General features: G+C 74.6%; 19 protein-coding genes and 1 tRNA gene. 14 read left to right on the top strand and 6 right to left on the bottom strand.

Features of this window, described 5'->3' with window-relative positions; genetic code table 11:
- The first annotated feature begins 184 nt into the window (after window positions 1-184).
- Complete coding sequence (locus tag AB0O40_RS03480) at window positions 185-466, top strand: HU family DNA-binding protein (RefSeq protein ID WP_103834809.1); 282 nt, start codon at window positions 185-187, stop codon at window positions 464-466.
- Window positions 467-647: 181 nt separating this feature from the next.
- Here the strand turns inward: AB0O40_RS03480 and murA are convergent, their stop codons facing one another.
- A complete protein-coding gene (gene murA / locus AB0O40_RS03475; RefSeq protein WP_365035154.1) occupies window positions 648-1988 on the bottom strand; it encodes a UDP-N-acetylglucosamine 1-carboxyvinyltransferase in 1341 nt (446 codons plus the stop codon).
- A gap of 262 nt (window positions 1989-2250) precedes the next feature.
- Between murA and AB0O40_RS03470 the strand changes: the two genes are divergently transcribed.
- From AB0O40_RS03470 to AB0O40_RS03445, 6 genes are all read left to right on the top strand, one after another.
- Window positions 2251-2871 (top strand): YqgE/AlgH family protein, encoded by a 621-nt coding sequence (locus tag AB0O40_RS03470; RefSeq protein ID WP_365035153.1) that lies wholly within the window; start codon window positions 2251-2253, stop codon window positions 2869-2871.
- Between the two features lie 28 nt (window positions 2872-2899).
- A complete protein-coding gene (locus AB0O40_RS03465; protein ID WP_365035151.1) occupies window positions 2900-3187 on the top strand; it encodes a DUF3039 domain-containing protein in 288 nt (95 codons plus the stop codon).
- 212 nt (window positions 3188-3399) lie between these two features.
- Window positions 3400-5037 carry a beta-N-acetylhexosaminidase gene (locus tag AB0O40_RS03460; RefSeq protein ID WP_365035149.1) on the top strand — a complete coding sequence of 546 codons (1638 nt, stop codon included), beginning with the start codon at window positions 3400-3402 and terminating at the stop codon, window positions 5035-5037.
- Window positions 5038-5357: 320 nt separating this feature from the next.
- Window positions 5358-6236 carry an FAD binding domain-containing protein gene (locus AB0O40_RS03455; protein ID WP_365035148.1) on the top strand — a complete coding sequence of 293 codons (879 nt, stop codon included), beginning with the start codon at window positions 5358-5360 and terminating at the stop codon, window positions 6234-6236.
- Complete coding sequence (locus AB0O40_RS03450; protein WP_365035146.1) at window positions 6233-8848, top strand: 2Fe-2S iron-sulfur cluster-binding protein; 2616 nt, start codon at window positions 6233-6235, stop codon at window positions 8846-8848. The genes AB0O40_RS03455 and AB0O40_RS03450 overlap by 4 nt, the downstream gene beginning before the upstream one ends.
- Entirely contained in the window at window positions 8845-11154 is a 2310-nt protein-coding gene (locus tag AB0O40_RS03445) for a xanthine dehydrogenase family protein molybdopterin-binding subunit (protein WP_365035144.1), read from the top strand. The genes AB0O40_RS03450 and AB0O40_RS03445 overlap by 4 nt, the downstream gene beginning before the upstream one ends.
- 540 nt (window positions 11155-11694) lie before the next feature.
- Here AB0O40_RS03445 and AB0O40_RS03440 read toward each other — a convergent pair.
- Window positions 11695-11766, bottom strand: a tRNA-Cys gene (locus tag AB0O40_RS03440).
- A 203-nt stretch (window positions 11767-11969) separates the two neighbouring features.
- On the opposite strand from AB0O40_RS03440, the gene AB0O40_RS03435 reads away from it, so the two are divergent.
- The 4 genes from AB0O40_RS03435 (at window position 11970) to AB0O40_RS03420 (ending at window position 17450) form a co-directional block, all read left to right on the top strand.
- Window positions 11970-13442: an MFS transporter gene (locus AB0O40_RS03435; protein WP_365035143.1), complete on the top strand. Its 1473-nt coding sequence runs from the start codon at window positions 11970-11972 to the stop codon at window positions 13440-13442.
- A gap of 308 nt (window positions 13443-13750) precedes the next feature.
- Window positions 13751-15535 carry a DEAD/DEAH box helicase gene (locus AB0O40_RS03430; protein ID WP_365035141.1) on the top strand — a complete coding sequence of 595 codons (1785 nt, stop codon included), beginning with the start codon at window positions 13751-13753 and terminating at the stop codon, window positions 15533-15535.
- A gap of 388 nt (window positions 15536-15923) precedes the next feature.
- Window positions 15924-16565 carry a helix-turn-helix domain-containing protein gene (locus tag AB0O40_RS03425; RefSeq protein WP_365035139.1) on the top strand — a complete coding sequence of 214 codons (642 nt, stop codon included), beginning with the start codon at window positions 15924-15926 and terminating at the stop codon, window positions 16563-16565.
- Between the two features lie 87 nt (window positions 16566-16652).
- The gene (locus AB0O40_RS03420; RefSeq protein WP_365035137.1) at window positions 16653-17450 is read left to right on the top strand and encodes a S16 family serine protease; all 798 of its coding nucleotides are present in this window, start codon (window positions 16653-16655) and stop codon (window positions 17448-17450) included.
- Here the strand turns inward: AB0O40_RS03420 and AB0O40_RS03415 are convergent.
- Complete coding sequence (locus AB0O40_RS03415) at window positions 17380-18711, bottom strand: MFS transporter (protein ID WP_365035135.1); 1332 nt, start codon at window positions 18709-18711, stop codon at window positions 17380-17382. The genes AB0O40_RS03420 and AB0O40_RS03415 overlap by 71 nt on opposite strands.
- Window positions 18712-18795: 84 nt before the next feature.
- The gene (locus tag AB0O40_RS03410; protein ID WP_365035134.1) at window positions 18796-19272 is read right to left on the bottom strand and encodes an Lrp/AsnC family transcriptional regulator; all 477 of its coding nucleotides are present in this window, start codon (window positions 19270-19272) and stop codon (window positions 18796-18798) included.
- A gap of 122 nt (window positions 19273-19394) precedes the next feature.
- On the opposite strand from AB0O40_RS03410, the gene hppD reads away from it, so the two are divergent.
- Window positions 19395-20540 carry a 4-hydroxyphenylpyruvate dioxygenase gene (gene hppD, locus AB0O40_RS03405; RefSeq protein WP_365035132.1) on the top strand — a complete coding sequence of 382 codons (1146 nt, stop codon included), beginning with the start codon at window positions 19395-19397 and terminating at the stop codon, window positions 20538-20540.
- Window positions 20541-20735: 195 nt separating this feature from the next.
- Here hppD and AB0O40_RS03400 read toward each other — a convergent pair whose 3' ends face one another.
- Window positions 20736-22415, bottom strand: a complete 1680-nt coding sequence (locus AB0O40_RS03400; protein WP_365035131.1) for a tetratricopeptide repeat protein — start codon at window positions 22413-22415, stop codon at window positions 20736-20738.
- 96 nt (window positions 22416-22511) lie between these two features.
- On the opposite strand from AB0O40_RS03400, the gene AB0O40_RS03395 reads away from it, so the two are divergent.
- Window positions 22512-23891 (top strand): FAD-linked oxidase C-terminal domain-containing protein, encoded by a 1380-nt coding sequence (locus AB0O40_RS03395; RefSeq protein WP_365035129.1) that lies wholly within the window; start codon window positions 22512-22514, stop codon window positions 23889-23891.
- Between the two features lie 67 nt (window positions 23892-23958).
- On the opposite strand, the gene AB0O40_RS03390 is transcribed toward AB0O40_RS03395, so the two are convergent.
- Entirely contained in the window at window positions 23959-24438 is a 480-nt protein-coding gene (locus AB0O40_RS03390; protein WP_365035127.1) for an SsgA family sporulation/cell division regulator, read from the bottom strand.
- A gap of 312 nt (window positions 24439-24750) precedes the next feature.
- On the opposite strand from AB0O40_RS03390, the gene AB0O40_RS03385 reads away from it, so the two are divergent.
- A complete protein-coding gene (locus AB0O40_RS03385) occupies window positions 24751-26238 on the top strand; it encodes an RDD family protein (RefSeq protein ID WP_365035125.1) in 1488 nt (495 codons plus the stop codon).
- Window positions 26239-26303 lie beyond the last annotated feature (65 nt).

Here is a 26303-nt window from a genome sequence, read left to right as displayed (position 1 = left end):
CCGTGGCGCTTTTCGTGTGACCCGGGCGGGTGCCGGATTGGCTTTCCCGCCGCTGGTGGGGGCAGGATGCGTAACCGGGCGAGAGGGTCTGACGTCAGACCCGGGTCCGGGGACTGTCCTAGGGCCCTGGCAGCATCGGCTTCGATCTCACGCCTCATAGGCAAGTTGAACACGGGAGTACAACATGAACCGCAGTGAGCTGGTGGCCGCGCTGGCCGACCGCGCCGAGGTGACCCGCAAGGACGCCGACGCCGTCCTGGCCGCCCTGGCCGAGACGATCGGTGAGGTCGTCGCCAAGGGCGACGAGAAGGTCACCATCCCCGGCTTCCTGACCTTCGAGCGCACCCACCGTGCCGCTCGTACCGCGCGCAACCCGCAGACCGGTGACCCCATCCAGATCCCGGCCGGCTACAGCGTGAAGGTCTCCGCGGGCTCGAAGCTCAAGGAAGCCGCCAAGGGCAAGTAAGCCCCTTGCCGGCCGCAGGCCGGCACGGTCCGGGCCGGGCGTGAGCCGGCCCCGGGCCGGGCGTGAGGCCCACAGGTCCTCATAGACGAAGGGCGGCCACCCCCTGGGGGGTGGCCGCCCTTCGGCGTCTGCGGGGCCGCTGGCGGCCCTCTCAGGGGCCCTGGGGCCCCTGAGAGGGTGCTCAGACCAGCGAGCCGTTCGGCAGCTCGACCTTGGCGCCGAGTTCCACGAGCTTTTCCATGAAGTTCTCGTAACCGCGGTTGATCAGGTCGATGCCGTGCACCCGGGAGGTGCCCTCGGCCGCCAGCGCCGCGATCAGGTACGAGAAGCCGCCGCGCAGGTCGGGGATGACCAGGTCGGCGCCCTGCAGCTTGGTGGGGCCGGAGACGACCGCCGAGTGCAGGAAGTTGCGCTGGCCGAAGCGGCAGGCCGAGCCGCCCAGGCACTCGCGGTACAGCTGGATGTGCGCACCCATCTGGTTGAGCGCGGAGGTGAATCCCAGCCGCGACTCGTAGACCGTCTCGTGGACGATCGACAGGCCCGCGGCCTGCGTCAGCGCCACGACCAGCGGCTGCTGCCAGTCGGTCTGGAAGCCGGGGTGCACGTCCGTCTCCAGGGCGATCGCGTTCAGCGGGCCGCCCGGGTGCCAGAAGCGGATGCCGTGGTCGTCGATCTCGAAGGCGCCGCCGACCTTCCGGTACGTGTTCAGGAAGGTCATCATCGAGCGCTGCTGGGCGCCGCGCACGTAGATGTTGCCGCCGGTCGCCAGGGCCGCGGAGGCCCAGGAGGCCGCCTCGAGGCGGTCCGGGAGCGCCTTGTGGTTGTACCCGCTGAGGCGGTCCACACCGGTGATCCGGATGGTCCGGTCGGTGTCCATGGAGATGATCGCGCCCATCTTCTGCAGCACGCAGATGAGGTCTTCGATCTCCGGCTCCACGGCCGCGTTGGACAGCTCGGTGACGCCCTCGGCCAGCACGGCCGTCAGCAGCACCTGCTCGGTCGAGCCGACCGAGGGGTAGGGCAGGCGGATCTTGCAGCCGCGCAGCCGCTGCGGGGCCTCCAGGTACTGACCGCCCTCGCGCTTCTCGATGGTGGCGCCGAACTGGCGCAGCACGTCGAAGTGGAAGTCGATCGGCCGGCCGCCGATGTCGCAGCCGCCCAGGCCCGGGATGAAGGCGTGGCCGAGGCGGTGCAGCAGCGGACCGCAGAAGAGGATCGGGATGCGCGAGGAGCCCGCGTGCGCGTCGATGTCGGCGACGTTGGCGCTCTCGACGTGGGTCGGGTCCATGACCAGCTCGCCCGGCTCGTCGCCGGGGCGCACGGTCACGCCGTGGAGCTGCAGCAGCCCGCGCACGACCCGCACGTCGCGGATGTCCGGGACGTTGCGCAGCCGGCTGGGTTCGCTGCCGAGAAGTGCGGCGACCATGGCCTTGGGCACGAGGTTCTTCGCGCCGCGGACCCGGATCTCACCCTCGAGCGGGGTACCGCCGTGGACAAGCAGGACATCGTCTGTGCCGGTCATGAATCTCGCGTTCCGGAGTGGATGGGCAGGGGGCCAGAGAAAAGGGTAAGGGGCACAGTGGCCGCAGTTGTATGCCTGACGGGGCCCCGGGAATGTCATGAATTCGCCACAGCACCCTGCGTACCCGCTCCATGGCGGAGGGTCGCCCTCCAGCGGGCCCGCTCCCGCGCGCTCCCGGCTGCTGCCGTGCGCCCTGAGCTGCGTACCGGCGAACCTGGCCGTCGGCTCCCCCTGAAGGGCGAATGTGCGGGATCATGTCCGCATGACCGAGGTGTCCTCGCTCACAGGGCGACTGCTCGTCGCCACCCCCGCCCTCGCGGACCCGAACTTCGACCGCGCGGTGGTGCTGCTGCTCGACCACGACGCCGAGGGATCCCTCGGCGTCGTGCTCAACCGCCCCACCCCCGTCGGCGTCGGCGACGTCCTGCTGTCCTGGGCGCCGCTGGCCGGTGAGCCCGGGGTGGTCTTCCAGGGCGGGCCGGTCTCCCTCGACTCCGCGCTCGGGCTGGCCGTCATCCCCGGCGACGAGGGCCCGCCGCCCGCCGCCCCGCTCCGCACCGACGGCGCGCCGCCGCGCGCGGGCCGCGGCGACCCGGTCGGCTGGCGCCGGGTGCACGGCGCGATCGGGCTGGTGGACCTGGAGGCCCCGCCGGAGCTGCTGGCCGGCGCCCTGGGCTCGCTGCGGATCTTCGCCGGCTACTCCGGCTGGGGGCCCGGCCAGCTGGAGGCCGAGCTGGACGACGGCGCCTGGTACGTGGTCGAGTCCGAGCCCGGGGACGTCTCCTCGCCCGACCCCGAGCGGCTGTGGCGCTCGGTCCTGCGGCGCCAGCGCAGCGAGCTGGCGATGGTGGCCACCTATCCGGACGACCCGTCGCTCAACTGAGGCCCGCGCGGCCCAGTACCCTAGCGGCATGAGCACTCTTGAGCCCGAGCGCGGGACTGGCACGGGGACCCTCGTAGAGCCGACGCCGCAGGTGTCCCACGGCGATGGCGACCACGAGCGCTTCGCCCACTACGTCCAGAAGGACAAGATCATGGCGAGCGCGCTCGACGGGACCCCCGTCGTCGCGCTCTGCGGCAAGGTCTGGGTCCCGGGTCGCGACCCGAAGAAGTACCCGGTCTGCCCGCTGTGCAAGGAGATCTACGAGTCCATGGGCCCCGGCGGCGGGGACAAGGACAAGGGCGGCAAGGACAAGTAGGCCGCCGGACCGCCCGCCGGGCGGTCCGGGCCTGCGGCCTCCGCCGCGCACAGGCCCCCGGGAGCGCACCCCTGCGCCCCCGGGGGCCTTTCGCATGCCGGTAGGGTCGGCCCCGGCGGCACTCCGTGAAACGATCGTTGCGCAGAGTGCAACGCCTGCCCGTGCCGGCTCGCGAGGAGTCCTCGCGACGTGCTGAAGGTGAAGGCTGACGCATGGACCTGATCCCCGCCCCCGTCCACGTCGAGACGGACGGCCCGGCCCCCTCGTACCACCTCACGCCCGCCACCACCCTGGCCGCCGCCCCCGGCGCCGAGGGCACCGCCCGCTGGCTGCGCCGGGAGCTCGGCGCCGCCACCGGACTGCCCCTGGACCCGCCCGCCCCCGGCGCACCGGGCGACGTACGGCTCCGGATCGACCCGGACGCCGGGGACCGGCTCGGCCCCGAGGGCTACCGGCTGACCGTCGGCCCCGACGGGGTGGACCTGGCCGGCGGCGGCCCCGCCGGGCTCTTCTGGGGCGTGCAGACGCTCCGTCAACTGCTGGGCCCCGACGCCTGGCGGCGCGCCCCGCTGCCCGGCCGCAGCTGGCGGCTGCCGCACCTGCGGGTGGCCGACCGGCCCCGGTTCGGCTGGCGCGGCATGATGCTCGACGTCGCCCGGCACTTCACGCCCAAAGAGGGCGTGCTGCGCCACCTGGACCTGCTCGCCGCCCACAAGCTGAACGTGCTGCACCTGCACCTGAGCGACGACCAGGGCTGGCGGGTGGAGATCCTGCGCCACCCCGAACTCACCCGGACCGGCGCCTGGCGGCCCCGCAGCCGCCGCGGCCACCGCGCCTCGCCGCTGTGGAACGACACCCCGCACGGCGGCTTCTACACCCAGGACGACATCCGCGAGATCGTCGCCTACGCGGCCGAACGGCACATCAGGGTGGTCCCCGAGATCGACATCCCCGGCCACTCCCAGGCCGCCATCGCGGCCTATCCGTGGCTGGGCAACGCGGACGTGACGGACACCGCCGCGCTGGAGGTCTGGGACGACTGGGGCATCAGCGAGCACGTCCTCGCCCCCACCGAGGAGGTCCTGCGCTTCTACGAGGGCGTCTTCGAGGAACTGCTCGAACTCTTCCCGGCCGAGGTCTCGCCGTTCGTGCACGTCGGCGGCGACGAGTGCCCCAAGGACGAGTGGCGGCGCTCGCCGGCCGCGCAGGCCCGGATCCGCGAACTGGGCGTGGCCGACGAGGACGGGCTGCAGTCCTGGTTCATCCGGCACTTCGACCGCTGGCTGGCCGACCGGGGCCGCCGGCTGATCGGCTGGGACGAGATCCTCGAAGGCGGGCTGGCCGACGGCGCCGCGGTCTCCTCCTGGCGCGGCTACGCCGGCGGCGTCGCGGCCGCCGAGGCCGGCCACGACGTCGTGATGTGCCCCGAGCAGCACGTCTACCTGGACTACCGTCAGGACGGCGGCCCGGACGAGCCGGTGCCCATCGCCTACGTGCGCACCCTCGAGGACGTCTACCGCTTCGAGCCGGTACCGCCCGAGCTGAGCCGGGCCGCGGCCGGGCACGTCCTGGGCGCCCAGGCCAACGTGTGGACCGAGGTGATGGAGGACCAGGGCCGGGTCGACTACCAGGTGTTCCCGCGGCTGGCCGCCTTCGCGGAGGTGGTGTGGTCCCCGCTGCCGGAACCGGAGGAGCGGGACGTGGCGGAGTTCACCGCCCGAATGACCGGGCACCTGCGGCGGCTTGACGCCCTCGGGGTCGAGTACCGGCCGCCGGGTGGGCCGTTGCCCTGGCAGCGGCGGCCCGGGGTGCTGGGACGGCCGCGCGAGGGGGCCCCGCCGCGGGCGTGACGGTACCCCGCCCCGGGGCCCGCCCGGCGGCCCCGGGGCCGGTCCCCGACGGCCCGGCCGGGCGCTCCGGAGGCCTGCGTCCGAAAATCGCACAAGTCCTCTGAGGTGGAACGAAAATGCCCCCGCGGTAGGCAATCGGAAATCTGTGCCGAAGCCAGAGCAAATCGGGCGATCGTGCAGGTCGGGGGCGAAGGGTTCCTAGCGGACCCTCGCTCCGTGCGGCCCGGAAGATGTGCCAGAGTTGCCACGTCCCGGCAGTGAAGACGTACCGTACGGCGGACAGGCGTGAGGGCCGGGACAACCGGGAAGGGGCAGCTGGGTTGACCACGCACGCACCGCAGACGGCGCAGTCCGTGATGCTGCCGGTCTCGCTCGACGAGGCAGTGGCAGCGCTCGCCGCCATGCCCGCCGCCGTGCCGGTCGCCGGCGGCACCGACCTCATGGCCGCCGTCAACTCCGGACTGCTGCGGCCCGCCGGACTGGTGGGCCTGGGACGCATCAGCGAGATCCGCGGGTGGCAGTACCAGGACGGCCACGCCCTCCTCGGCGCCGGCCTCACCCACGCCCGGATGGGCCGCCCCGACTTCGCCGCGCTGATCCCGGCCCTGGCCGCCGCCGCCCGGGCCGCCGGACCGCCGCAGATCCGCAACGCCGGCACCCTCGGCGGCAACATCGCCAGCGCCGCGCCCACCGGGGACGCGCTGCCGGTGCTGGCCGCGCTGGAGGCCGTGCTGATCATCGCGGGCCCCGGCGGCAACCGCCGCGAGATCCCCCTCGCCCACCTGCTCGCGGGCCGCGAGATGCTGAGCCCCGGCGAGCTGATCGGCTTCGTCCGGGTGCCGCTGCTGCACGCCCCGCAGGTCTTCCTCAAGGCGACCGGCCGGACCGGACCCGCCCGCGCGGTGGCCTCGGTCGGCCTGGTGCTGGACCCGGCCCGGCGCGGCGTCAGATGCGCGGTGGGCGCGGTGGCCCCGATGCCGCTGCGGCCGCTGGAGGCCGAGCGGTGGGTGGCCGACCTGATCGACTGGGACGGCGAGCGCCGGCTCGCCCCCGAGGCGCTGGAGGCCTTCGGCGAGTACGTGGGCATGGCCTGCGTGCCGGACCCGGCGCCGGAACCCGCCTCACCGGCGGTACTGCATCTGCGGCGGACGGTGGCCGTGCTGGCCCGGAGGGCTCTGGGGAGGGCACTGAGCTCATGAGTGAGAACGACAACGCGACCGGCGCGGCGCCGGGCGCCTGGGGCTGGCAGCCGGTCCCGCAGGGCGGCGACTACGACGCGGACGCCACGGCCTTCGTGAAGCTGCCGGAGGAGATGCTCGGCGAGCCGCTGGAGGCCCCCGGGCACGGCTACGTCCCGCCGGTGATCGTCACCACCGCGCCGGCGAGCACCGACCCCTCGGCGACCGGCACCTGGTCCGTCCCGACCGACTGGGCGGCCGCCGCCGCGCCGGCCGGGCCCGGGTGGGCCGAGGCCGCTGCGCCCGCCGCCCCCGCCGTGCCTTCATGGGCCGACGGGGCCCCGGCCGCCGCGGCGGCATCCGCCCCGGCTCCCGCCCCGGCGGAGCAGGAGTGGCCCGAGGCGGCCCCGGCGCAGCACGGCGACACCGCCGAATGGCACTTCCCGGACGCCGGCGCCTCGCTGACCGGCCAGTGGTCCATCCCCGTGGCCGAGGGCGACCTGCCCGAGGAGTCGGGGGAGTACGCCCGCAGCACCCTGGCCCCCGAGTGGGCCCAGCAGGCCCCCGCCACCCTCCCGGGCGGCGCCGCGGCGCCCTGGGCGGAACCCCTCCAGCAGTGGCCGGCCCCCTCCCCGGAGGACCGGGCCGACGCGGCCGTCGAACACACCGAGGGCGCCGGCCAGGCCTTCGACGGGGTCCGCGGCTACGTGGCGCCCCCGGCGGACTACACGGGTACCGCCGTCCGCCTCCCCGGCGCCGACGACTGGCCGCACCCCGCCCCCGGCGGCACCCCGGACCCGTACGCGCTGCTTCCCGACGAGCGGGCCCCCGGCCACGCACCCCACGCCCCCGCGCCGGCCGCCGGCACGGACGGCGCCGGGTTCGCCGCGGTGCCGGGCGTGGACGGTGGTACGAACGGCGCAGGCTTTGCCGCGGTGCACGGTGCCGACGGCGGCCGGGGCGCGGGCTTCGCCGCCGTGCCGCGGGCGGCCGGGGACCCGGACGGTGCCGGCTTCGCCGGTGGGACCGGTCCGGCGCACCAGCCCTCGGGGCACCCGGGCGACGACCCGGGGACCTTCCCCGGGGCCGGCCACACCGACGAGGAGTACGGCTCCGGCCCGGCGGGCCGCACCGCCGACGCGGACGCCGCGGAGCAGGGCCCCGAGGCGCTCCCGGCCGGGACGCCGGGCCTCGCGGCCGCGCACGGCCTGTCGGTCGCCGGGGCCCGGGCGGCCCGCCGCCGCAAGAGCGGTGCCGCGGTCCGGGACGAGGACCAGGCCTTCACGGACCTCGCCGGGACCGCGGCCGAGGGCGGCGTACCGCACGCCCGCGCCGGCCTGCCGGGCGACTCCGACGGCACCGGCCTGCCGCACGCGCCCGCACCGGGCGACGGCGCCGGCCCGCCCGCCATGCCCGCGGGGCTGCCGTTCCCGCGGACCGGCGCGCCCGCGGGCGACCCGCACGGAGCGTTCGAGGGAGCCGGCGACGGACCGGCGCCGCAGGCCGCGGTGCCCGCTGACGGCGTGGCCTCCGGGTCTGCGTTCCCGCAGGCCGGTGCGCCCGCGGGTGAGCCGCACGGAGCGTTCGGGGGAGCCGGCGACGGACCGGCGCCGCACGCCGGTGTGTCCGGTGACGGCGTGGCCTCCGGGTCTGCGTTCCCGCAGGCCGGTGTGCCCGCGGGTGAGCCGCACGGAGCATTCGAGGGCGCTGGTGACGGGCTGCCGCCGCACGCTGCGGTCGCGGACGCCGGCGACGGAACGCCGTTCCCGCCCGCCGCACCCGGTGAGGACGGTGCGCCGCACGGCGCGGCCGAGGCCGAGGGGCCGGTGGCCGCGCAGGCGCAGGACGCCGCCGAGGCGCCCCAGGCACCGACGGAGGACGCCGACGGGCTGCCGCACGGGCCGCAGGCCACGGCCGAGGAGCGGCCGGCGGCCGACGCGCACCCGGCGGGGCCCGCCGGGCACGCCGCGGTGGACCTCCACGTCGCGGCCGACCTGCACGACGCCGCGGACCTGCACGCCCCGGCCGAGGCACCGCCCGGCCCCGGGGCCGCCGTGGCGCAGGACGAACACCCGCACGCCTCCTACGTCCTGCGGGTCAACGGCGCCGACCGGCCCGTCACCGGCGCCTGGATCGGCGAGTCCCTGCTCTACGTGCTGCGCGAGCGGCTGGGCCTGGCCGGCGCCAAGGACGGCTGCTCGCAGGGCGAGTGCGGCGCCTGCGCCGTGCAGGTCGACGGCCGGCTGGTGGCCAGCTGCCTGGTGCCCGCGGCCACCGCCGCCGGCAGCGAGGTCCGCACCGTCGAGGGCCTGGCCCAGGGCGGCGAGCTCTCCGACGTGCAGCAGGCCCTGTGCCGCTCCGGAGCCGTCCAGTGCGGCTTCTGCGTCCCGGGCATGGCCATGACCATCCACGACCTGCTCGAGGGCAACCACGCCCCCACCGAGCTGGAGACCCGCCAGGCGCTCTGCGGCAACCTCTGCCGCTGCTCCGGCTACCAGGGCGTGCTCGGCGCGGTCCGCGAGGTCGTCGCCGAGCGCGAGGAGACCGCGGCCGCCCAGGCCGAGGCCGCCCGCATCCCCCACCAGGCGCCCCCCGGCGCGGGCGGCATCCACCACGACGGAGGCATGGCGTGAGCAACGACGCGGCCACGGCCACGGCCGAGGCGGGCGCCGTCCCCGCCGAGCCCGACCGCCCCCCGTACGGCCTCGGCGCCTCCGTCGCGCCCGCCGACAGCCGGGCCAAGACCGAGGGCACCTTCCCGTACGCCGCCGACCTCTGGGCGGAGGGCCTGCTCTGGGCCGCCGTGCTGCGCTCCCCGCACGCCCACGCCCGGATCCTGTCCGTCGACACCTCCGCCGCGGCCGAGATGCCCGGGGTCCGCGCGATCGTCACCCAGGCCGACGTCCCCGGCGCGACCACCCACGGCCGCCGGATCACCGACCGCCCGGTCTTCGCCCACGACCTGGTCCGCCACCACGGCGAGCCGATCGCCGCGGTGGCCGCCGACCACCCCGACACGGCCCGGCTGGCCGCCGCCGCCATCGCGGTCGAGTACGAGCTCCTGGAGCCGGTCACCGACCCCGAGAAGGCCTTCGGGGCCGAGCCGCTGCACCCCGACGGCAACCTGATCCGGCACATCCCGCTCCGCTTCGGCGACCCGGACGCCACCGGCGAGGTGATCGTCGAGGGCCTGTACCGGATCGGCCGCCAGGACCCGGCCCCCATCGGTGCCGAGGCCGGCCTCGCCGTGCCCCGCCCCGACGGCGGGGTGGAGATCTACGCCGCCTCCACCGACCCGCACAGCGACCGCGACCTGGTCGCCGCCTGCCTGGGCCTGGAGCCCGAGCGGGTCAAGGTCGTGGTGACCGGCGTCCCCGGCGCCACCGGCGATCGGGAGGACTCCGGCTTCCAGCTGCCGCTCGGCCTGCTCGCGCTGCGCACCGGCTGCCCGGTCAAGCTCGCCGCCACCCGCGAGGAGTCCTTCCTCGGCCACGCCCACCGCCACCCCACCCTGCTGCGGTACCGCCACCACGCGGACGCCGAGGGCCGGCTGGTCAAGGTCGAGGCGCAGATCCTGATGGACGCCGGCGCCTACGCCGACTCCTCCGCCGAGTCGCTGGCCGCCGCGGTGGCCTTCGCCTGCGGCCCGTACGTCGTCCCGCACGCCTTCGTCGAGGGCTGGGCGGTACGCACCAACAACCCGCCCTCCGGCCACGTCCGCGGTGAGGGCGCGCTCCAGGTCTGCGCGGCGTACGAGGGCCAGATGGACAAGCTCGCCGCCAAGCTGGGCCTGGACCCGGCCGAGCTGCGGATGCGCAACGTCCTGGCCACCGGCGACCTGCTGCCCACCGGCCAGACCGTCACCTGCCCGGCGCCGGTCGCGGAACTGCTGCGGGCGGTGCGCGACTTCGAACTGCCGGGGCTGCCCAAGGACGTCCCCGAGGACGAATGGCTGCTGCCCGGCGGCCCCGAGGGCGCGGGCGAGCCCGGGGCGGTGCGCCGCGGGGTCGGCTACGGCCTCGGCATGGTCCACATGCTCGGCGCCGAGGGCACCGACGAGGTCTCCACGGCCACCGTCAAGGTGCAGGACGGCACCGCCACGGTCATCTGCGCGGCCGTCGACACCGGCCAGGGCTTCGCCACCCTCGCCCGCCAGATCGTCCAGGAGGTCCTGGGCGTCGAGGACGTGCTGGTGGCCCCGGTCGACACCGACCAGCCGCCGGCCGGACCGGCCGCGCACGGCCGCCACACGTGGGTGTCCGGCGGTGCGGTGGAGCGGGCCGCGAAGATGGTCCGCACCCAGCTGCTTCAGCCCATGGCGCACAAGCTCGGCATGTCGACCGAACTGCTCCAGATCGTGGACGGCCGGGTCACCTCCTACGACGGCGCCTTCTCGACCTCGGTGGCCGAGGCGATGGCCGGCAAGGAGCTGTGGGCCACCGCGCAGTGCCGGCCGCACCCGACCGAGCCGCTGGACGCGGACGGCCAGGGCGACGCCTTCGTCGGCCTCGCCTTCTGCGCGGTGCGGGCGGTGGTCGACGTGGACATCGAGCTCGGCTCGGTGCGGGTGGTCGAGCTGGCCGTGGCGCAGGACGTGGGCCGGGTGCTCAACCCGCGCCAGCTGGCCGCCCGGATCGAGGCGGGCGTCACCCAGGGCCTGGGCGCGGCGCTCACCGAGAACCTGCGCACCGGCGGGGGACTGGTCCGGCACCCGGACCTGACCGGGTACGCGCTGCCGACGGCGCTGGACGCGCCGGACGTGCGGATCGTCAAGCTGGTGGAGGAGCGGGACGTGGTCGCGCCGTTCGGTGCGAAGGCGGCCAGTGCCGTGCCGGTGGTCACTACCCCGGCCGCGATCGCCTCCGCCGTCCGCGCCGCCACTGGCCGCCCCGTCAACCGCCTCCCCATCCGCCCCCAATCCGCAGTCACCCAGCCGTAGCCCGCGCCTCCGCCGGGCCTACCGCCGCCGGCAGCCGGGCGCAGCCGGCATACCCAGCCTCGCCGGCGCTTGAGGCGCGGGGTCCGGGGCGGAGCCCCGCCGTCCCCGTACCAGCCCCGCCGGCGTTTGAGGCGACCGTCGCGGAGCGGCGGTGCGGGGGATCCGGGGGCGGCTGCCCACCGGTTTCGGGAAGGGGTGGGGTGGGGCTGGCTCCGCGCAGCGGCCGGGCGCGGGCCCGGACCCCGCGCCTCAATCGCCGGCGGGGCTGGATGTGCCGGGTCTCCGGAGGGGTTGGCGGGTCCCCGCTCGGGCGGATGCAGAAGGCGGGCCGGGCCCAGGTTTCGGGGCGCTGCCCCGGACCCCGCGCCTCAATCGCCGGCGGGGCTGGATATGCCGGGGCTCCGGCGGGGGCCCGCCCCGCGGGACGGGACAGGTGGGCCGCGCCCAGGCTTCGGGGCTCCGCCACGGACCCGCGCTTCGAGCGTCGGCGGGGCCGGAATGGCCGGGTCTAGCGGTGGGGGCGCCGGCGGGCGGGCGTAGAGGCCGTGACCGGAATCGAACCGGCGTAAACCGCTTTGCAGGCGGTTCCCTCAACCACTCGGGCACACGGCCGTGTGCGGAGACGAGTACGACCGTAGGGCCCCGTCCCGCCGCCCCGGAAGGCCGGCCGGCGGTCCGCAATGCGACTGCCATGCCGCCGCCACGACCCGTTCACGCAGGCCCGGACCCCGTCCCCGGACCTAGGACTCGGGACCCGCTCATGATCCGCCGAATTGACAGGGACGAATACCGGACACGCCCCTTACGCTGATGCGATGACCGCCACCGAACCGCACGCCCCGTCCGAGATAGCCGTCCCGCCGTCGCCCCAGGTGGCAGACCCCGGCGACGGCGGGAGCGGCGGCATCCTCGGGGCCGCGCACCGGGCGCTGAGCATCGGCATCGTCACCGTCGTGCTGCTCATCGCCTTCGAGGCCACCGCGGTCGGCACGGCCATGCCCGTCGCGGCCCGCGAGCTGGACGGCGTCGAGCTGTACGCCTTCGCCTTCTCCTCGTACTTCACCACCAGCCTCTTCGGCATGGTGCTGGCCGGCCAGTGGTGCGACCGGCAGGGCCCGCTGCGCGCCCTGGCCACCGGCATCGCGGGCTTCGCCGCCGGTCTGCTGCTCTCCGGCACGGCGGGTGCCATGTGGCTCTTCGTCCTGGGCCGGGCCGTGCAGGGCTTCGGCGGCGGACTGGTGATCGTCGCCCTGTACGTGGTGGTGGGCCGGGCGTACGACGAGCGGCTGCGGCCGGCGATCATGGCGGCCTTCGCGGCGAGCTGGGTGGTGCCGTCCATCGTCGGCCCGCTGGCCGCCGGCACCGTCACCGAGCACCTCGGCTGGCGCTGGGTCTTCGTCGGGATCCCGGTCCTGGTGGTCTTCCCGCTGCTGATCGCGCTGCCGGCGATCCGCCGCACCGCCTCGGGCCCGGCCGACCCGAGCGTCCCGCCGGCCGCCTTCGACCGGCGCCGGATCACGCTGGCCCTCGGCATCTCGCTGGGCGCCGGCCTGCTCCAGTACGCCGCCCAGGACCTGCGCTGGTTCTCCCTGCTGCCGGGGCTCGCGGGGGCCGCGCTGCTGGTGCCGGCGGTGCTGGGGCTGCTGCCCCGGGGCACCTACCGGGCGGCCCGGGGGCTGCCGGCGGTGGTGCTGCTGCGCGGGGTGGCGGCGGGTTCCTTCATCGCCGCGGAGTCCTTCATCCCGCTGATGCTGGTGACCCAGCGCGGCCTGAGCCCGACGCTGGCCGGCTTCTCGCTGGCCCCGGCCGGGCTGACCTGGGCGCTGGGCTCCTGGGTGCAGGCCCGGCCGTGGGCCGAGCGGTACCGGGAGCCGCTGGTGGCCTGGGGCATGGTGATGGTGGCGCTGTCCATCGCGGCCGTGCCGACCGTGCTGATCGACTCGGTGCCGGTGTGGACGCTGGCGCTGGTGTGGGGCTTCGGCTGCTTCGGCATGGGCCTGGTGATGGCGGCGGGCAGCGTGCTGCTGCTGAAGCTGTCGGCGCCGGAGGAGGCGGGGGCCAACTCGGCCGCCCTGCAGATCTCCGACGCCCTGTCCAACGTCGTCCTGCTGGCGGCCGGCGGTGCGGCCTTCGCGGCGCTCGGCGGCGGCTCGGTGGGCCTGGCCCACACCGCCGACGCCTCCGCCGCGGCCCACCCCGCCGCCTTCGTCGTGGTCTTCCTCCCCATCGCCGCCGTCGCCGCGGCCGGCATCTGGGTCGCCACCCGCATGACCCCCGAACGGGCGTAGTGCCCCCTGAGCGGTCCCGATCCGGTACCACGGGTCGTACCGTCCCGGTACGGCCATGAACCTCCGCCTGAGCGATGAACGACAGCGGGCCCTCAAGGCCTGCGCGGAGGCCGAGGGGGTGAGGGCGGGAGTTGGTGCTGAGCGGGCGGATCGGCTGAGGCCGGGCAACGGACCGGTGTGAGCCTCGACGCACCCCGCGAGGTCACGGCCTCGTCCGCCCCCGGAAGGGCGCGCGGCACCGGTAAGGTGGCCCGGTTGTCCTACGTACGACCGCCGTCCGTACGGCCGAGAGACCCGAACCGGAGACCGTGACTACTACCGCCTCCCACCACCTCTCACCCGCCTTTCCCGGCCGTGCCCCCTGGGGCACCGCCAGCAAGCTGCGTGCCTGGCAGCAGGGGGCGCTGGACCGGTACATCCAGACGCAGCCGCGGGACTTCCTCGCGGTGGCCACCCCCGGCGCCGGCAAGACCACCTTCGCGCTGACCCTCGCGTCCTGGCTGCTGCACCACCACGTCGTGCAGCAGGTGACCGTGGTCGCGCCGACCGAGCACCTCAAGAAGCAGTGGGCCGAGGCCGCCGCCCGGATAGGGATCCGGCTGGACCCGGAGTACTCCGCCGGCCCGCTGAGCAAGGAGTACCACGGCGTCGCCGTCACGTACGCGGGTGTCGGCGTCCGCCCGATGCTGCACCGCAACCGCTGCGAGCAGCGCAAGACCCTGGTGATCCTGGACGAGATCCACCACGCGGGCGATTCCAAGTCCTGGGGCGAGGCCTGCCTGGAGGCATTCGACCCGGCCACCCGCCGCCTCGCGCTCACCGGTACGCCGTTCCGTTCCGACACGAATCCCATTCCCTTCGTCACGTATGAAGAAGGGAATGACGGAATCCGCAGATCCTCCGCCGATTACACCTATGGCTATGGGAATGCTCTCGGTGATGGGGTGGTTCGTCCCGTCATTTTCCTCTCCTACAGCGGAAACATGCGCTGGCGGACCAAAGCCGGTGACGAGATCGCCGCCCGGCTCGGCGAGCCGATGACCAAGGACGCCATCTCGCAGGCCTGGCGCACCGCCCTCGATCCGCGCGGCGACTGGATGCCCAATGTGCTGCGCGCCGCCGACCAGCGGCTGACCGAGGTCAGGAAGGGCATCCCGGACGCCGGCGGCCTGGTCATCGCCTCCGACCAGGACTCGGCCCGCGCCTACGCCAAGCTGATCCGCGAGATCACCGGCACCAAGGCGACCGTCGTGCTTTCCGACGACACCGGCGCCTCGAAGCGGATCGACGACTTCAGCGCAAACGACGACCGGTGGATGGTCGCCGTCCGCATGGTGTCCGAGGGCGTCGACGTGCCCCGGCTCGCCGTCGGCGTGTACGCCACCACCATCTCCACCCCGCTCTTCTTCGCCCAGGCGGTCGGCCGTTTCGTGCGGTCCCGGCGCCGCGGCGAGACCGCGTCCGTGTTCCTGCCGACCATCCCCTACCTGCTCGGCTTCGCCAGCGAGATGGAGGTCGAGCGCGACCACGTCCTCGACAAGCCCAAGAAGCAGGGCGAGGAGGACCCGTACGCCGAGTCCGAGAAGGAGATGGACGAGGCGAACAAGCAGGAGGACGAGGACACCGGCGAGCAGGACATGCTGCCCTTCGAGGCGCTGGAGTCCGACGCCGTCTTCGACCGGGTGCTCTTCGACGGTGCCGAGTTCGGCATGCAGGCGCACCCCGGCAGCGAGGAGGAGCAGGACTACCTCGGCATCCCCGGGCTGCTCGAGCCGGACCAGGTCCAGCTGCTGCTCCAGAAGCGCCAGGCCCGGCAGATCGCGCACAGCCGCCGCAAGCCCGACGCCGAGGCGGACCTGCTCGAACTGCCCGCCGAGCGGCGTCCCGTCGTCTCCCACAAGGAGCTGCTGGAGCTGCGCAAGTCGCTCAACACGATGGTCGGCGCGTACGTCCACCAGAGCGGCAAGCCGCACGGGGTGATCCACACCGAACTGCGCCGGGTCTGCGGCGGCCCGCCCAGCGCCGAGGCCACCGCCGGGCAGCTGCGCGAGCGCATCAAGAAGGTCCAGGAGTGGGCCACCCGCATGCGCTGATATCCACGGCTTTTCGTACAAAAAAGGGACGGGGTCCGTGCGGAGGAACGCACGGGCCCCGTCCCTTACCCATGGGGACGCGGGTGCCCGGCCAATGTTAATGAAACAGTAAAGTCACTCGTGGCCGGATAAGGTCCTCGGGTTATCGACCTTGGTCCTGAAACGGCGCAAATTGCTTGCTACCGCCCGGATTCTGGACGAGGGCTTCCGCTCAGCGGACCCGCTCGCTACATTCCCCGCAATGAAACGCCCCGTGGCAGCGCCGCCGCGGAGCGCAGCCGGTGCTCATGGCCTTTAGCCGGCGGCCTCTCCGTGCGTCGCCGATGGGACCGGCAACGCCACCGCCGTTTGAGAGATCACCGCCGCTCACCACAGAGGGAGAGGCGTCGTGACCGCGGAAACCTCCCAGACGCTCGACCGGGGACTCAGAGTCCTCAAACTCCTTGCCGACACCGACCACGGCCTGACGGTCACCGAGCTCTCGAACCGGCTCGGCGTCAACCGCACGGTCGTCTACCGCCTGCTCGCCACCCTCGAACAGCACGCCCTGGTCCGCCGTGACCTCGGCGGCCGGGCCCGGGTGGGCCTCGGCGTGCTGCGCCTGGGCCGGCAGGTACACCCGCTCGTCCGCGAGGCGGCCCTGCCCGCCCTGCGCTCGCTCGCCGAGGACATAGGCGCCACCGCGCACCTGACCCTCGTCGACGGCACGGAGGCCCTCGCGGTCGCCGTGGTCGAACCGACCTGGACCGACTACCACGTCGCCTACCGGGCCGGTTTCCGTCACCCCCTGGACCGGGGCGCCGCCGGGCGCGCCATCCTCGCCGCCCGCCAGGGCGCCCTGTCCGACCCCGGCTACACCCTCACCCACGGCGAACTGGAGGCCGGCGCCAGTGGCGCCGCCGCGCCCCTGGTCGGCATCACGGGCCTGGAAGGCAGCGTGGGCGTCGTGATGCTCGCCGACGCCGTCCCCGAGCGGGTCGGACCCCGCGTCGTGGACGCCGCCCGCGAGGTCGCCGACGCCCTGCGCTGAGACACCCGCGGCACCCCGTACCGCCCCCCACGCCGTACGGGCCGCCGCACGCGGCACCCGGAGCACCCGGCCCGATAGATTGGCCGGGTGCTCTCACGCCTCACACGTCTGCCCCGCCCCACCGCGCTCGCCGTCTGCGCCGCGCCCGTGCTGGCGCTGTTCGCCGTCGCGGCCCTCGCGCCCCTGCCGTTCGCGCTGGCCCGCCCCGGCATGACGGCGGACGTGCTCGGCGCCCAGGACGGCAAGCAGGTGATCACCATCACCGGCGCCCCGGTCCGCGCCACCACCGGGCAGCTGCGGATGACCACCATCGTCGCCACCGGGCCCTCCGTGGACGTGGGCCTGGGCGACCTCGTCGACAGCTGGTTCCGCACCGACCGGGCGGTCCTGCCCAAGGAGGCGGTCTACCCCACCGGCAAGAACGACGAAGAGATCGAGAAGCACAATCTGGAGCAGATGCAGGACTCCCAGGACGCCGCGACCACCGCGGCCCTGCGCTTCCTCCGCAAGGACCCCAGGACCGTGAAGGTCACCCTCTCCCTCGCCGACGTCGGCGGGCCCAGCGCGGGCCTGCTCTTCTCCCTCGGCATCGTCGACAAGCTCGACGGCAACGGCTCCGGCGGGGACCTCACCGGCGGCACGTCCATCGCGGGCACCGGCACCATCGACGACGACGGCACGGTCGGCGCGGTCGGCGGGGTGGCGCTCAAGACCCAGGCCGCCCGGCGGGACGGCGCCAGCGTCTTCCTGGTCCCCAGGGCCGAATGCGCCGACGCCCGCGCGGAACTGCCCGCCGGACTGCGCCTGATCCCCGTCACGACCCTGTCGGGCGCGGTGGACTCGCTGCGGGCGCTCCAGAAGGGCGGCCCGGTCCCGGCCTGCTGACCGCCCTGCCGACCGTGGCGTGTTCGGGGCCCATGGTCCGCCAGACCGGGAACACCAGCGGCGAGAGCGTGGCCAGCAGGTAGACCCCGCCCAGCGCGAGCAGCGCCGGGGTGACCCCGGCGGCCTGCACCAGGACACCGGCCGTCAGCGCGCCCACCGGCATGGCCAGCTCCGCCCCCGCCATCGACACCCCGGCCACCCGGCTGCGCAGCTCCTCCGGCACCCGCTCGAAGACCACCCCGGTCAGCACCGGGTTGAGCATCCCGGCGCCGATGCCGCCCAGCGCCATCGTCACCGCCAGCGGCAGCGTCGTACCGGTCAGCGCGGCCACCGCCCACCGCGGCGGCCCGCTGAGCAGGAAGGCCACCGCGAACACCGCCCGGCGCGGGAACCGCTCGCCGACCGCGGAGAACACCAGCGCCCCCACCAGCGCGCCGCCGCCGAACAGCGCGCCCAGCAGGCCCAGCGCCTCCGGACCGCCCAGCTCCTCCTTGGCGTGCACCGGCAGCAGCACCCCCGACCAGGCCTGGTCGAGGCCGTTGGTCACCATCACCATCACCGTGACGGCCAGCAGCAGCCGGGTCCGCAGTAGGAAGGCGTACCCTTCGCGCAGCTCGGTGCGGTACGAGGCGAAGGAGACGGGCCCGGCGCCCCGCTGCGGGTCCGCGGCCGCCACCCCGCGCAGCCCGGCCGCCAGCAGCGCGGCCGAGACCAGGAACGACCCGGCGTCCAGGTACAGCACCGTCTCGGCGCCGGTCATCGCGATCAGGACGCCGGCCAGCACCGAGCCGGCCATCCGGGCCCCGCGCGAGACCCCGTCGAACAGCCCGGCCGCCCGGGTCACCGTCGTCCCGGCGTGCTGCGCCAGGTTCGGCAGCAGCACGCTGCGGGCGGTCAGGCCGGGGGTGTGCACCAGCCCGCTGACCGCCATCAGCGCGCAGAGCATCCAGAACTCCAGCACCCCCAGGGCGTGCAGCAGCGGGATCGCGCCCACCGCCAGCCCGCAGACCAGGTCGGAGAGGACCGACACCCGGCGGCGCCCGATCCGGTCGATCACCGGACCGCCGACCAGGGCCGCCACCACGATCGGCAGGGTCGCGCAGAAGGCCACCACGCCGGCGCGGGCCGGGCTTTCGGTGGTCTCCAGCACGAACAGCGGCACGCCGATCAGGGTCAGCGCGCTGCCGGTGACGGAGACGGTGTTCGCGACGAGCAGGGCGGTGAGCGGCCGGCGGTCGCCGGTCCGGGGGTCCAGTTCCATGATCGCGGGAGTCTAGCCAGCGGGTCCGGCCGGACGGCGGGGATTTTCCCGCCGGCGCAAGCGGACCCGGACCCACCGCCCGGACTACGCCCCGCTGTCCTCGGCGGCCTGCTCCACCAGCGGGATCACCCGCAGCGGCACCGGGTTCTCCATCACGATCGCGGTGGAGGCCCGGACGATCCCCTCGAAGCCCACCACCTTGTCGATCACCCGCTGGAGATCGGCGTTCGACCGGGCCACCAGCCGGCACAGCATGTCGCCGTGACCGGTGGTGGTGTGCAGCTCCAGCACCTCCGGCACGGTCGCCAGATGGGCCCGGACGTCGGCCCCCTGGCCCTGCTTGATCTCCAGGGTCGCGAAGGCGGTCACCGGGTAGCCCAGCGCCGCCGGATCGACCTGCGGGCCGAACCCGCTGATCACGCCGTTGGACTGGAGCCGGTCCAGCCGGGCCTGCACGGTCCCGCGGGCCACACCGAGCCGGCGGGAGGCCTCCAGGACCCCGATCCGCGGCTCCCGGGCCAGCAGCACGATGAGACGGCCGTCGAGACGGTCGATGCCCATGAGGCCTCCAGAGCTGGTCATCCTGTACAGAGAGCCCCATCATCCTGGCAGCCGACTGGTCAGATTGACCAGCGATCCAGCAAACTATTGCGCAGCTTGTGGAACAGCGGGAATCTGCGCTCATGACTGAGACCCTGGATCACACCCCCGGAACCGCGCGTGAGGCCGACCCCTTCCCGGTGAAGGGTATGGACGCGGTCGTCTTCGCCGTGGGCAACGCCAAGCAGGCCGCCCACTACTACTCGACGGCCTTCGGCATGAAGCTCGTGGCGTACTCCGGACCGGAGAACGGCAGCCGCGAGACGGCGAGCTACGTCCTCACCAACGGCGCCGCCCGCTTCGTCCTCACCTCGGTCATCAAGGCCACCACCGATCACGGCCGCTTCCTGGCCGAGCACGTCGCCGAGCACGGCGACGGCGTCGTCGACCTGGCCATCGAGGTCCCGGACGCCCGCGCCGCGTACAAGTACGCCGTCGAGCAGGGCGCCCGCGGCCTGGACGAGCCGTACGAGGTCACCGACGAGCACGGCACCGTCGTGCTGGCGGCCATCGCCACCTACGGCCAGACCCGCCACACGCTGGTCGACCGCTCCAACTACTCCGGCCCGTACCTGCCGGGCTACACGGCCGTCGCCCCGATGGTCGAGCCCCCGGCCAAGCGCACCTTCCAGGCGATCGACCACTGCGTCGGCAACGTCGAGCTGGGCCGCATGAACGAGTGGGTCGCGTTCTACAACAAGGTCATGGGCTTCACGAACATGAAGGAGTTCGTGGGCGACGACATCGCCACCGAGTACTCCGCGCTCATGTCCAAGGTCGTCGCGGACGGCACGCTCAAGGTCAAGTTCCCGATCAACGAGCCGGCCATCGCGAAGAAGAAGTCGCAGATCGACGAGTACCTGGAGTTCTACGGCGGCGCCGGCGTCCAGCACATCGCCCTCGCCACGAACGACATCGTCGCCACGGTCCGCGCGATGCGGGCGGCCGGCGTGCAGTTCCTGGACACCCCGGACTCGTACTACGACACCCTCGGCGAGTGGGTCGGCGACACCCGCGTCCCCGTCGACACCCTGCGCGAACTGAAGATCCTCGCGGACCGCGACGAGGACGGCTACCTGCTCCAGATCTTCACCAAGCCGGTGCAGGACCGCCCGACCGTCTTCTTCGAGATGATCGAGCGCCACGGCTCCATGGGCTTCGGCAAGGGCAACTTCAAGGCCCTCTTCGAAGCCATCGAGCGCGAACAGGAGAAGCGCGGCAACCTCTAGCCCTTACGGGGGCTCCGCCCCCGGACCCCCGCGCCTCAAACCCCAGCGGGGCTGGATTCGCGCAGCGAATTCCAGCCCGCGCGGCGATTGAGCGCACCGGCGCGGAGCGGCGGTACTGGGTCCGGGGCGGAGCCCCGGTTTCGGGAAGGGGCGGGTAGGGGAACGGCCCCGCAGGGCCCCCACCCCCCGCCCCCGTTAGGGCGTCCGCTTCGCGGCGGAAGAAGGCGGCGAGGCGGCCGGCAGCCGGTGGGGAGCAGCCGGCTGCTTCGCCTCCGGCTTCGCGACCGGAGCCGCCGCACGCTGCGGCTTCCGCTTCACCACCCGCGGCGCCGGCTCCGCCTCCTCCTCGCCGTCCGAGGAGGAGGAGCCCGAGCCGGAGCTCGAAGACGAGCCGGAGGAAGACGAGCCGGAGGAAGACGAGCCCCGCTTACCCGCCGGCTTCGGCAACTCCGGCGGCTCCCACGGCACCACCGGCAGCACATGCTCCGGCCCGCCGGAGGCCACCGGCTGCCCCACCGAGTCCAGCGCCGCCTTCGCCAGCGGCCCCCGCAGCGGCGAGAAGAGCGGATTGGTCCGCAGTGCCTCCTGCAGGTACCGGCGGGCCGCCGCCTCGTCGCCCACCGCCCGCTCCACCTCCGCCCGGTGGAAGGCGAAGTCGGCGTTCCGCATCCCCAGGTCCGTGGCCTTCTTCGCGTACTCCAACGCCCCCGGATCGTCACCGGACTTGTGCAGCGCCCAACCCAGCGCGTCCGCCACCTGCACGCTCTTCGACCGCGTCCACTCGGCCCGCAACACCCGTACCGCCGCCGCCGGATCGCCGTGGTCCGCCTCGAACAGCCCCAGCGTGACCGCGTCGTTCATGCCGTGCGCCGACTCCCGCGCCACCAGCGCCCGCAGCAGGTCGTACTGGTCCTTCGCCTCCTGCGGCCGCTCCATCGCGTCCAGCAACTCGCCCAGTTCCAGGGCGAACCGCGGCTCCGGCACCGCCGCCAGCGCCGCCCGGTAGTCCCGAACCGCCTCGCCGGTCCGGCCCAGCGCGGCCAGCGCCCGCGCCTTGCCCGCCAGCGCCCGGCCCTGGGACGGGTCCGCCCGCAGCGCCCCCTCGTAGAGGCCCAGCGCCTCCGGCACCTCGCCCCGCTCCCACTGGAGCTCGGCCTTGCGGTAGAGCACGTACGCCTTCTCCGCCGGGGTCCGGGCCGCGGTCGCGGCCTGCTCCATCGAGGCCGCCGCGTCCTCGCGCCAGCCCCGGTCCCGGTAGACCTGCGAGGCCCGCAGGTACGCCGCGAGCCCCGGTTGGAGCGAGACCAGCTTCTCCATCGCCCGCTCGGCGCCCTTGTAGTCCCCGGCCCCGGTGTACGCGTCCACCAGCAGCGGGTACGCCGTCCAGCGGTCGGGTGCCTGCGCCCGGACCAGCTCGCCCCACTTGCGGGCGGTGGCGAAGTCCTGGCGGGCGTTGGCCAGGCCGCCCATGCCGATCATCGCCTCGAGGTTGCCCTTCTGGGCCGGCCGGGCCGCCAGCGACTTCTTGAAGGCCTGCTCCGCCTTCGGGAACTCGCCGGAATCCCCGCTGCGCCGCGCCTGTTCGAGGTACGCCGCACCGAGCACCGCCCACGCCCCGTCGTCCCGCGGATGCGAGCGCACCCACGCCGACCGGTCGCCGATCAGCGTGCCCAGGTCCGAGGCGGCGGCCGGGGCGCCCATCGCGACCGAGGCCATCGCCCGGGCCTCGGGCCGCTGCGGGCGGGGGTCGTCCACGTGCGGCCGGGCGGGCCGGATGACGAGCGCGCCGGCGATCAGGACCACCGCCACCGCGGCGGTCAGCGCGGTCCGCCGCGCGGTGAAGGTGACGGGCGGCCGGTGGGATTCCTCTTCCATGCGATCACTGTGCGTCAATATGAAGAGCTTTCCGGGGTGTCCGAAGTGGATCGCCCGCGGGTTCACACAGTTGGCCCCCGGTGCCAGGCTGGGCCCATGGATGATCTCCGCGCCGACCTCATCGAGCGGCTCCTCGAAGCCCTCCCCGAAGACTCCGTGCTCACCGACGCCGACGTCACCACCGGCTACGCGCGGGACATGGCCGGCTTCTGCGCCGCCGGCACCCCCGCCGTCGTGGTCCTGCCGCGCACCGTCGAACAGGTCCAGCACGTCCTGCGGACCGCCACCGCGCTGCGCGTCCCGGTCGTCCCGCAGGGCGCCCGTACCGGCCTGTCCGGCGCGGCCAACGCCACCGACGGCTGCATCGTGCTCTCCCTGGTGAAGATGGACCGCATCCTCGAGATCAGCGCCGTGGACCGGATCGCCGTGGTCGAGCCCGGAGTCGTCAACGCCGCGCTCTCCCGGGCCGTCGCCGAGCACGGCCTCGCCTACCCGCCGGACCCCTCCAGCTGGGAGCAGTGCACCATCGGCGGGAACATCGGCACCGCCTCCGGCGGCCTGTGCTGCGTCAAGTACGGCGTCACCGCCGAGTACGTCCTGGGGCTGGACGTGGTCCTCGCGGACGGACGGCTGCTGCGCACCGGCCGGCGCACCGCCAAGGGCGTCGCCGGGTACGACCTCACCCGGCTGTTCGTCGGCTCCGAGGGCACCCTGGGGGTCGTGGTCGGGGCGGTCCTCGCGCTGCGCCCGGCCCCGCCCCGGCAGCTCGCGCTGGCCGCCGAGTTCCCCTCGGCCGCCGCGGCCTGCGCCGCGGTCTGCACGATCATGGAGCGCGGCCACACCCCCTCGCTGCTGGAACTGATGGACCGCACCACCGTCCGGGCGGTCAACGCGCTGGCGCAGATGGGCCTGCCAGAGAGCACCGAGGCGCTGCTGCTGGCGGCCTTCGACACCGCCGACCCGGCCGCGGACCTGGCCGCGGTGGCGGAGCTGTGCCGGGAAGCCGGCGCCACCGAGGTGGTGCCCGCCGAGGACGAGGCGGAGTCCGCGCTGCTCCTCCAGGCCCGGCGGCTGGCCCTGACCGCGCTGGAGACGCTGCGGCCGGCCACCATGATCGACGACGTGTGCGTGCCCCGCTCGCAGCTGGCCGGGATGCTGGACGGCACCGCCGCGATCGGGCAGAAGTACGGGCTCACCATCGGTGTCTGCGCCCATGCGGGGGACGGCAACACCCACCCCGTCGTCTGCTTCGACCCCGACGACGCCGACGAGGCCCGCCGGGCCCGGGAGTCCTTCGACGAGATCATGGCGCTGGGGCTGGCCCTGGGCGGCACCATCACCGGCGAGCACGGCGTGGGCGTCCTCAAGAAGGAGTGGCTGGCCCGGGAGCTGGGACCGGTCGGCATCGAGATGCAGCGGGCGGTCAAGCAGGCCTTCGACCCGCTGGGGCTGCTGAATCCCGGCAAGCTCTTCTGACCGGTCCGCAGTCCGGGGCCGGTTCCGGGCGGCCGGGGGACCGGTACGCCGTCCGGGCCCGGCCCTCTCACGCGTCCTCCTCCTTGGACTCGTCCGAGGGCCACGGGTCCCGCAGCCACAGGTCGTCCGCCGGCGTGGGCGCCAGCAGCTCGGCCAGCGCGGAGTCCAGGCCCAGCCGCTCGGTCTCGGAACCCGGCGGGACCACCCGCAGGGTGCGCTCCAGCCAGGCCGAGACCGAGCCGGCCGGGGCCTCCAGCAGTGCGTCGCCGTCGGGGGAGCTGAGCGCCACGCAGATCACGCTGTGCGAGTCGACCTTGGTCGGCCAGATGCGCACGTCGCCGTGGCCGCAGGGCCGGAAAACCCCCTCGACCAGCAGCTCGCGGGCGAAGGTCCAGTTCACCGGGGCGCTGGAGCCGATGTGGAAGGTGATGTGCACGGCGTACGGGTCGTCCGCGCGGTAGGCCAGCCGGGCGGGCACGGGGATGCTGCGTTCGGGGGACAGGACCAGCTTCAGCTCGAGTTCGCGCTCAACGACGGTGGTGTGCATGGGGTGTTCCTCTCCTCTGTGCGGCGGGCCTGGGGGCACTCCCCCAGACTTCGTCCGGGGGCACCCCCACCCAGCGGCAGCTGGGGCAGGGTGGGCCCGCACCCGGAGAGAGCGGGGCGGGGCCCGGTGATGACGCGGCTTCGGCCGGGAAATCGAGGTTGGCTGAAAACGGATGGTGTGACCGGAATCAGCCGGACGCCCCGCGGGTCGCCCGAAGGCGGTCTTTCTGCGGTGACCGGTCCTGGGACGCCCTCCTTCTTGGCTAAGGTCCTGTCTGCACAGGCGGTATGCGGACGATCGGAGTTGGGGATCATGACGGCCTCCCCTGGTGACGGCGAGCAGGCGCCCCGAGAGGGCTACTACCCCGACCCGTCGATCCCGGGCTACGTCCGGTACTGGAACGGCTCGGCCTGGGTCCCGGGCACCAGCCGGCCGGCCGCGCCGGGCGCCGAGAGCGCGGCCGTCGCCGAGCGGCTGGCCGCCCGGGCCGCCGCCCGCGTGCCGGATCCCCGGGCGACCGCCCCCGCCGTCCTCGAGGAGACCGGCCCGGTCTTCTTCGACGAACTCCCGGACGGCCCCAGGCAGACCGACGGTCCGGCGGCAGCCGGTTCGTCCGGTGGCGGCCCGCTCGGCGTCGACCCGTACCGTGACGGCCCCTCGGACGCGGTGCCTTCCGACGCCGGGCCCGCCGACGCGGTGCCGTCGGACGGCGTGCCCGCGGACGCCGTGCCCGCGGCCCGGGCCGAGTGGGCGGCCGACGCGGGTCAGCAGTCCGGCTTCGGCGGGGACCGGGACCGCAAGGTGTCCTGGGGCGAGTCCCGCCCGGCCGACGCTCCCGCCGCCCCGGTCGCACTGGCCAAGGCGCCCGCGCCGACGACCGGGTCGGCATCCGGTTCCGGGCCGGCATCGGCTTCGGGACCGGCAGCCGTGTCCGGGATCGGGTCCGATGCCGCGTCCGGGTCCGGTACGACGTCCAGGTCCGGGATCGCGTCCGGGGCCGGGACGGGGTCCCCGATCGGGTCGGGATCCGGGTCCGGTCCGGCGGCGGCCTCCGGTACGGGCGGGGCCGCCGGAGCGCGCGCCGCGGCGGCCGGCTCCGAGGAGGCCGTGGTGCCCGGGCAGGCCGCGGCCGCTGGGATCCTCTCCGTCCGCTCACCCGCCGGGTCCGCTCCCCGGCCCGCCGCGGAACCGGCCGCGCCGGCCGGCCCGCAGGCACCCGCCGCCGCGGCGGCGGCCCCGGAAGCCGCCGCCTCCGCCCGCAGCGCCGGCCTCCCCGCCGCCTCGGAGGACCTTTTCCGGCAGTTGGCCGCCCCGGCCCCCAGCCGGCCCGCCGGGCTGCTGCGGCGGGGCCTGGCCCGGCTGCTCGACTCGCTCGTGGTGGCGGCCGTCACCGCCGCGGTGGCCCTGCCCTTCGTCACCAAGGCCACCGACCACGTCCAGGACAAGATCGACGCGGCGAAGCTCACCGGCGAGACGGTCACCGTCTACCTGGTCGACGGCACCACCGGGGGCTACCTCGCCCTGGTCCTCGGCGCGTTCGTGGTCTTCGGACTGCTCTACGAGGTCCTGCCGGTCTGGCTCTGGGGCCGCACCCTCGGCAAGGCCGTCTTCCGTGTGCGCGTTTGCGGACTGGAATCGCAGCGGAAGCCGTCCTTCGGCGCGGCGCTCGGCCGCTGGCTGGTGTACGGGCTGCTCGGACTGGCCGGCGTCGGAGTGCTCGGGGGCCTGTGGTGCCTGGTCGACCGGCCCTGGCGGCAGGGCTGGCACGACAAGGCGGCCGGCACCTTCGTGACCCGCTGACGCGCCCCCGGTCACCCGGCCGGCCCCGGTTTCCCCCGGACGGCCGCGGTCCCGTTGCGGGGTGC

It is taken from the genome of Streptomyces sp. NPDC089919 (assembly GCF_040684615.1).
GTDB lineage: Bacteria > Actinomycetota > Actinomycetes > Streptomycetales > Streptomycetaceae > Streptomyces.
This window is presented reverse-complemented; position numbering and strand designations above follow the sequence as displayed.

Coding starts and splice junctions, on each gene's coding strand:
- AB0O40_RS03385 (WP_365035125.1), top strand. CDS start 24,751: ATGACGGCCTCCCCTGGTGACGGCGAGCAGGCGCCCCGAGAGGGCTAC.
- AB0O40_RS03480 (WP_103834809.1), top strand. CDS start 185: ATGAACCGCAGTGAGCTGGTGGCCGCGCTGGCCGACCGCGCCGAGGTG.
- AB0O40_RS03465 (WP_365035151.1), top strand. CDS start 2,900: ATGAGCACTCTTGAGCCCGAGCGCGGGACTGGCACGGGGACCCTCGTA.
- AB0O40_RS03470 (WP_365035153.1), top strand. CDS start 2,251: ATGACCGAGGTGTCCTCGCTCACAGGGCGACTGCTCGTCGCCACCCCC.
- AB0O40_RS03435 (WP_365035143.1), top strand. CDS start 11,970: ATGACCGCCACCGAACCGCACGCCCCGTCCGAGATAGCCGTCCCGCCG.
- hppD (WP_365035132.1), top strand. CDS start 19,395: ATGACTGAGACCCTGGATCACACCCCCGGAACCGCGCGTGAGGCCGAC.
- AB0O40_RS03410 (WP_365035134.1), bottom strand. CDS start 19,272: ATGGGCATCGACCGTCTCGACGGCCGTCTCATCGTGCTGCTGGCCCGG.
- AB0O40_RS03415 (WP_365035135.1), bottom strand. CDS start 18,711: ATGGAACTGGACCCCCGGACCGGCGACCGCCGGCCGCTCACCGCCCTG.
- AB0O40_RS03395 (WP_365035129.1), top strand. CDS start 22,512: ATGGATGATCTCCGCGCCGACCTCATCGAGCGGCTCCTCGAAGCCCTC.
- AB0O40_RS03400 (WP_365035131.1), bottom strand. CDS start 22,415: ATGGAAGAGGAATCCCACCGGCCGCCCGTCACCTTCACCGCGCGGCGG.
- murA (WP_365035154.1), bottom strand. CDS start 1,988: ATGACCGGCACAGACGATGTCCTGCTTGTCCACGGCGGTACCCCGCTC.
- AB0O40_RS03390 (WP_365035127.1), bottom strand. CDS start 24,438: ATGCACACCACCGTCGTTGAGCGCGAACTCGAGCTGAAGCTGGTCCTG.
- AB0O40_RS03450 (WP_365035146.1), top strand. CDS start 6,233: ATGAGTGAGAACGACAACGCGACCGGCGCGGCGCCGGGCGCCTGGGGC.
- AB0O40_RS03460 (WP_365035149.1), top strand. CDS start 3,400: ATGGACCTGATCCCCGCCCCCGTCCACGTCGAGACGGACGGCCCGGCC.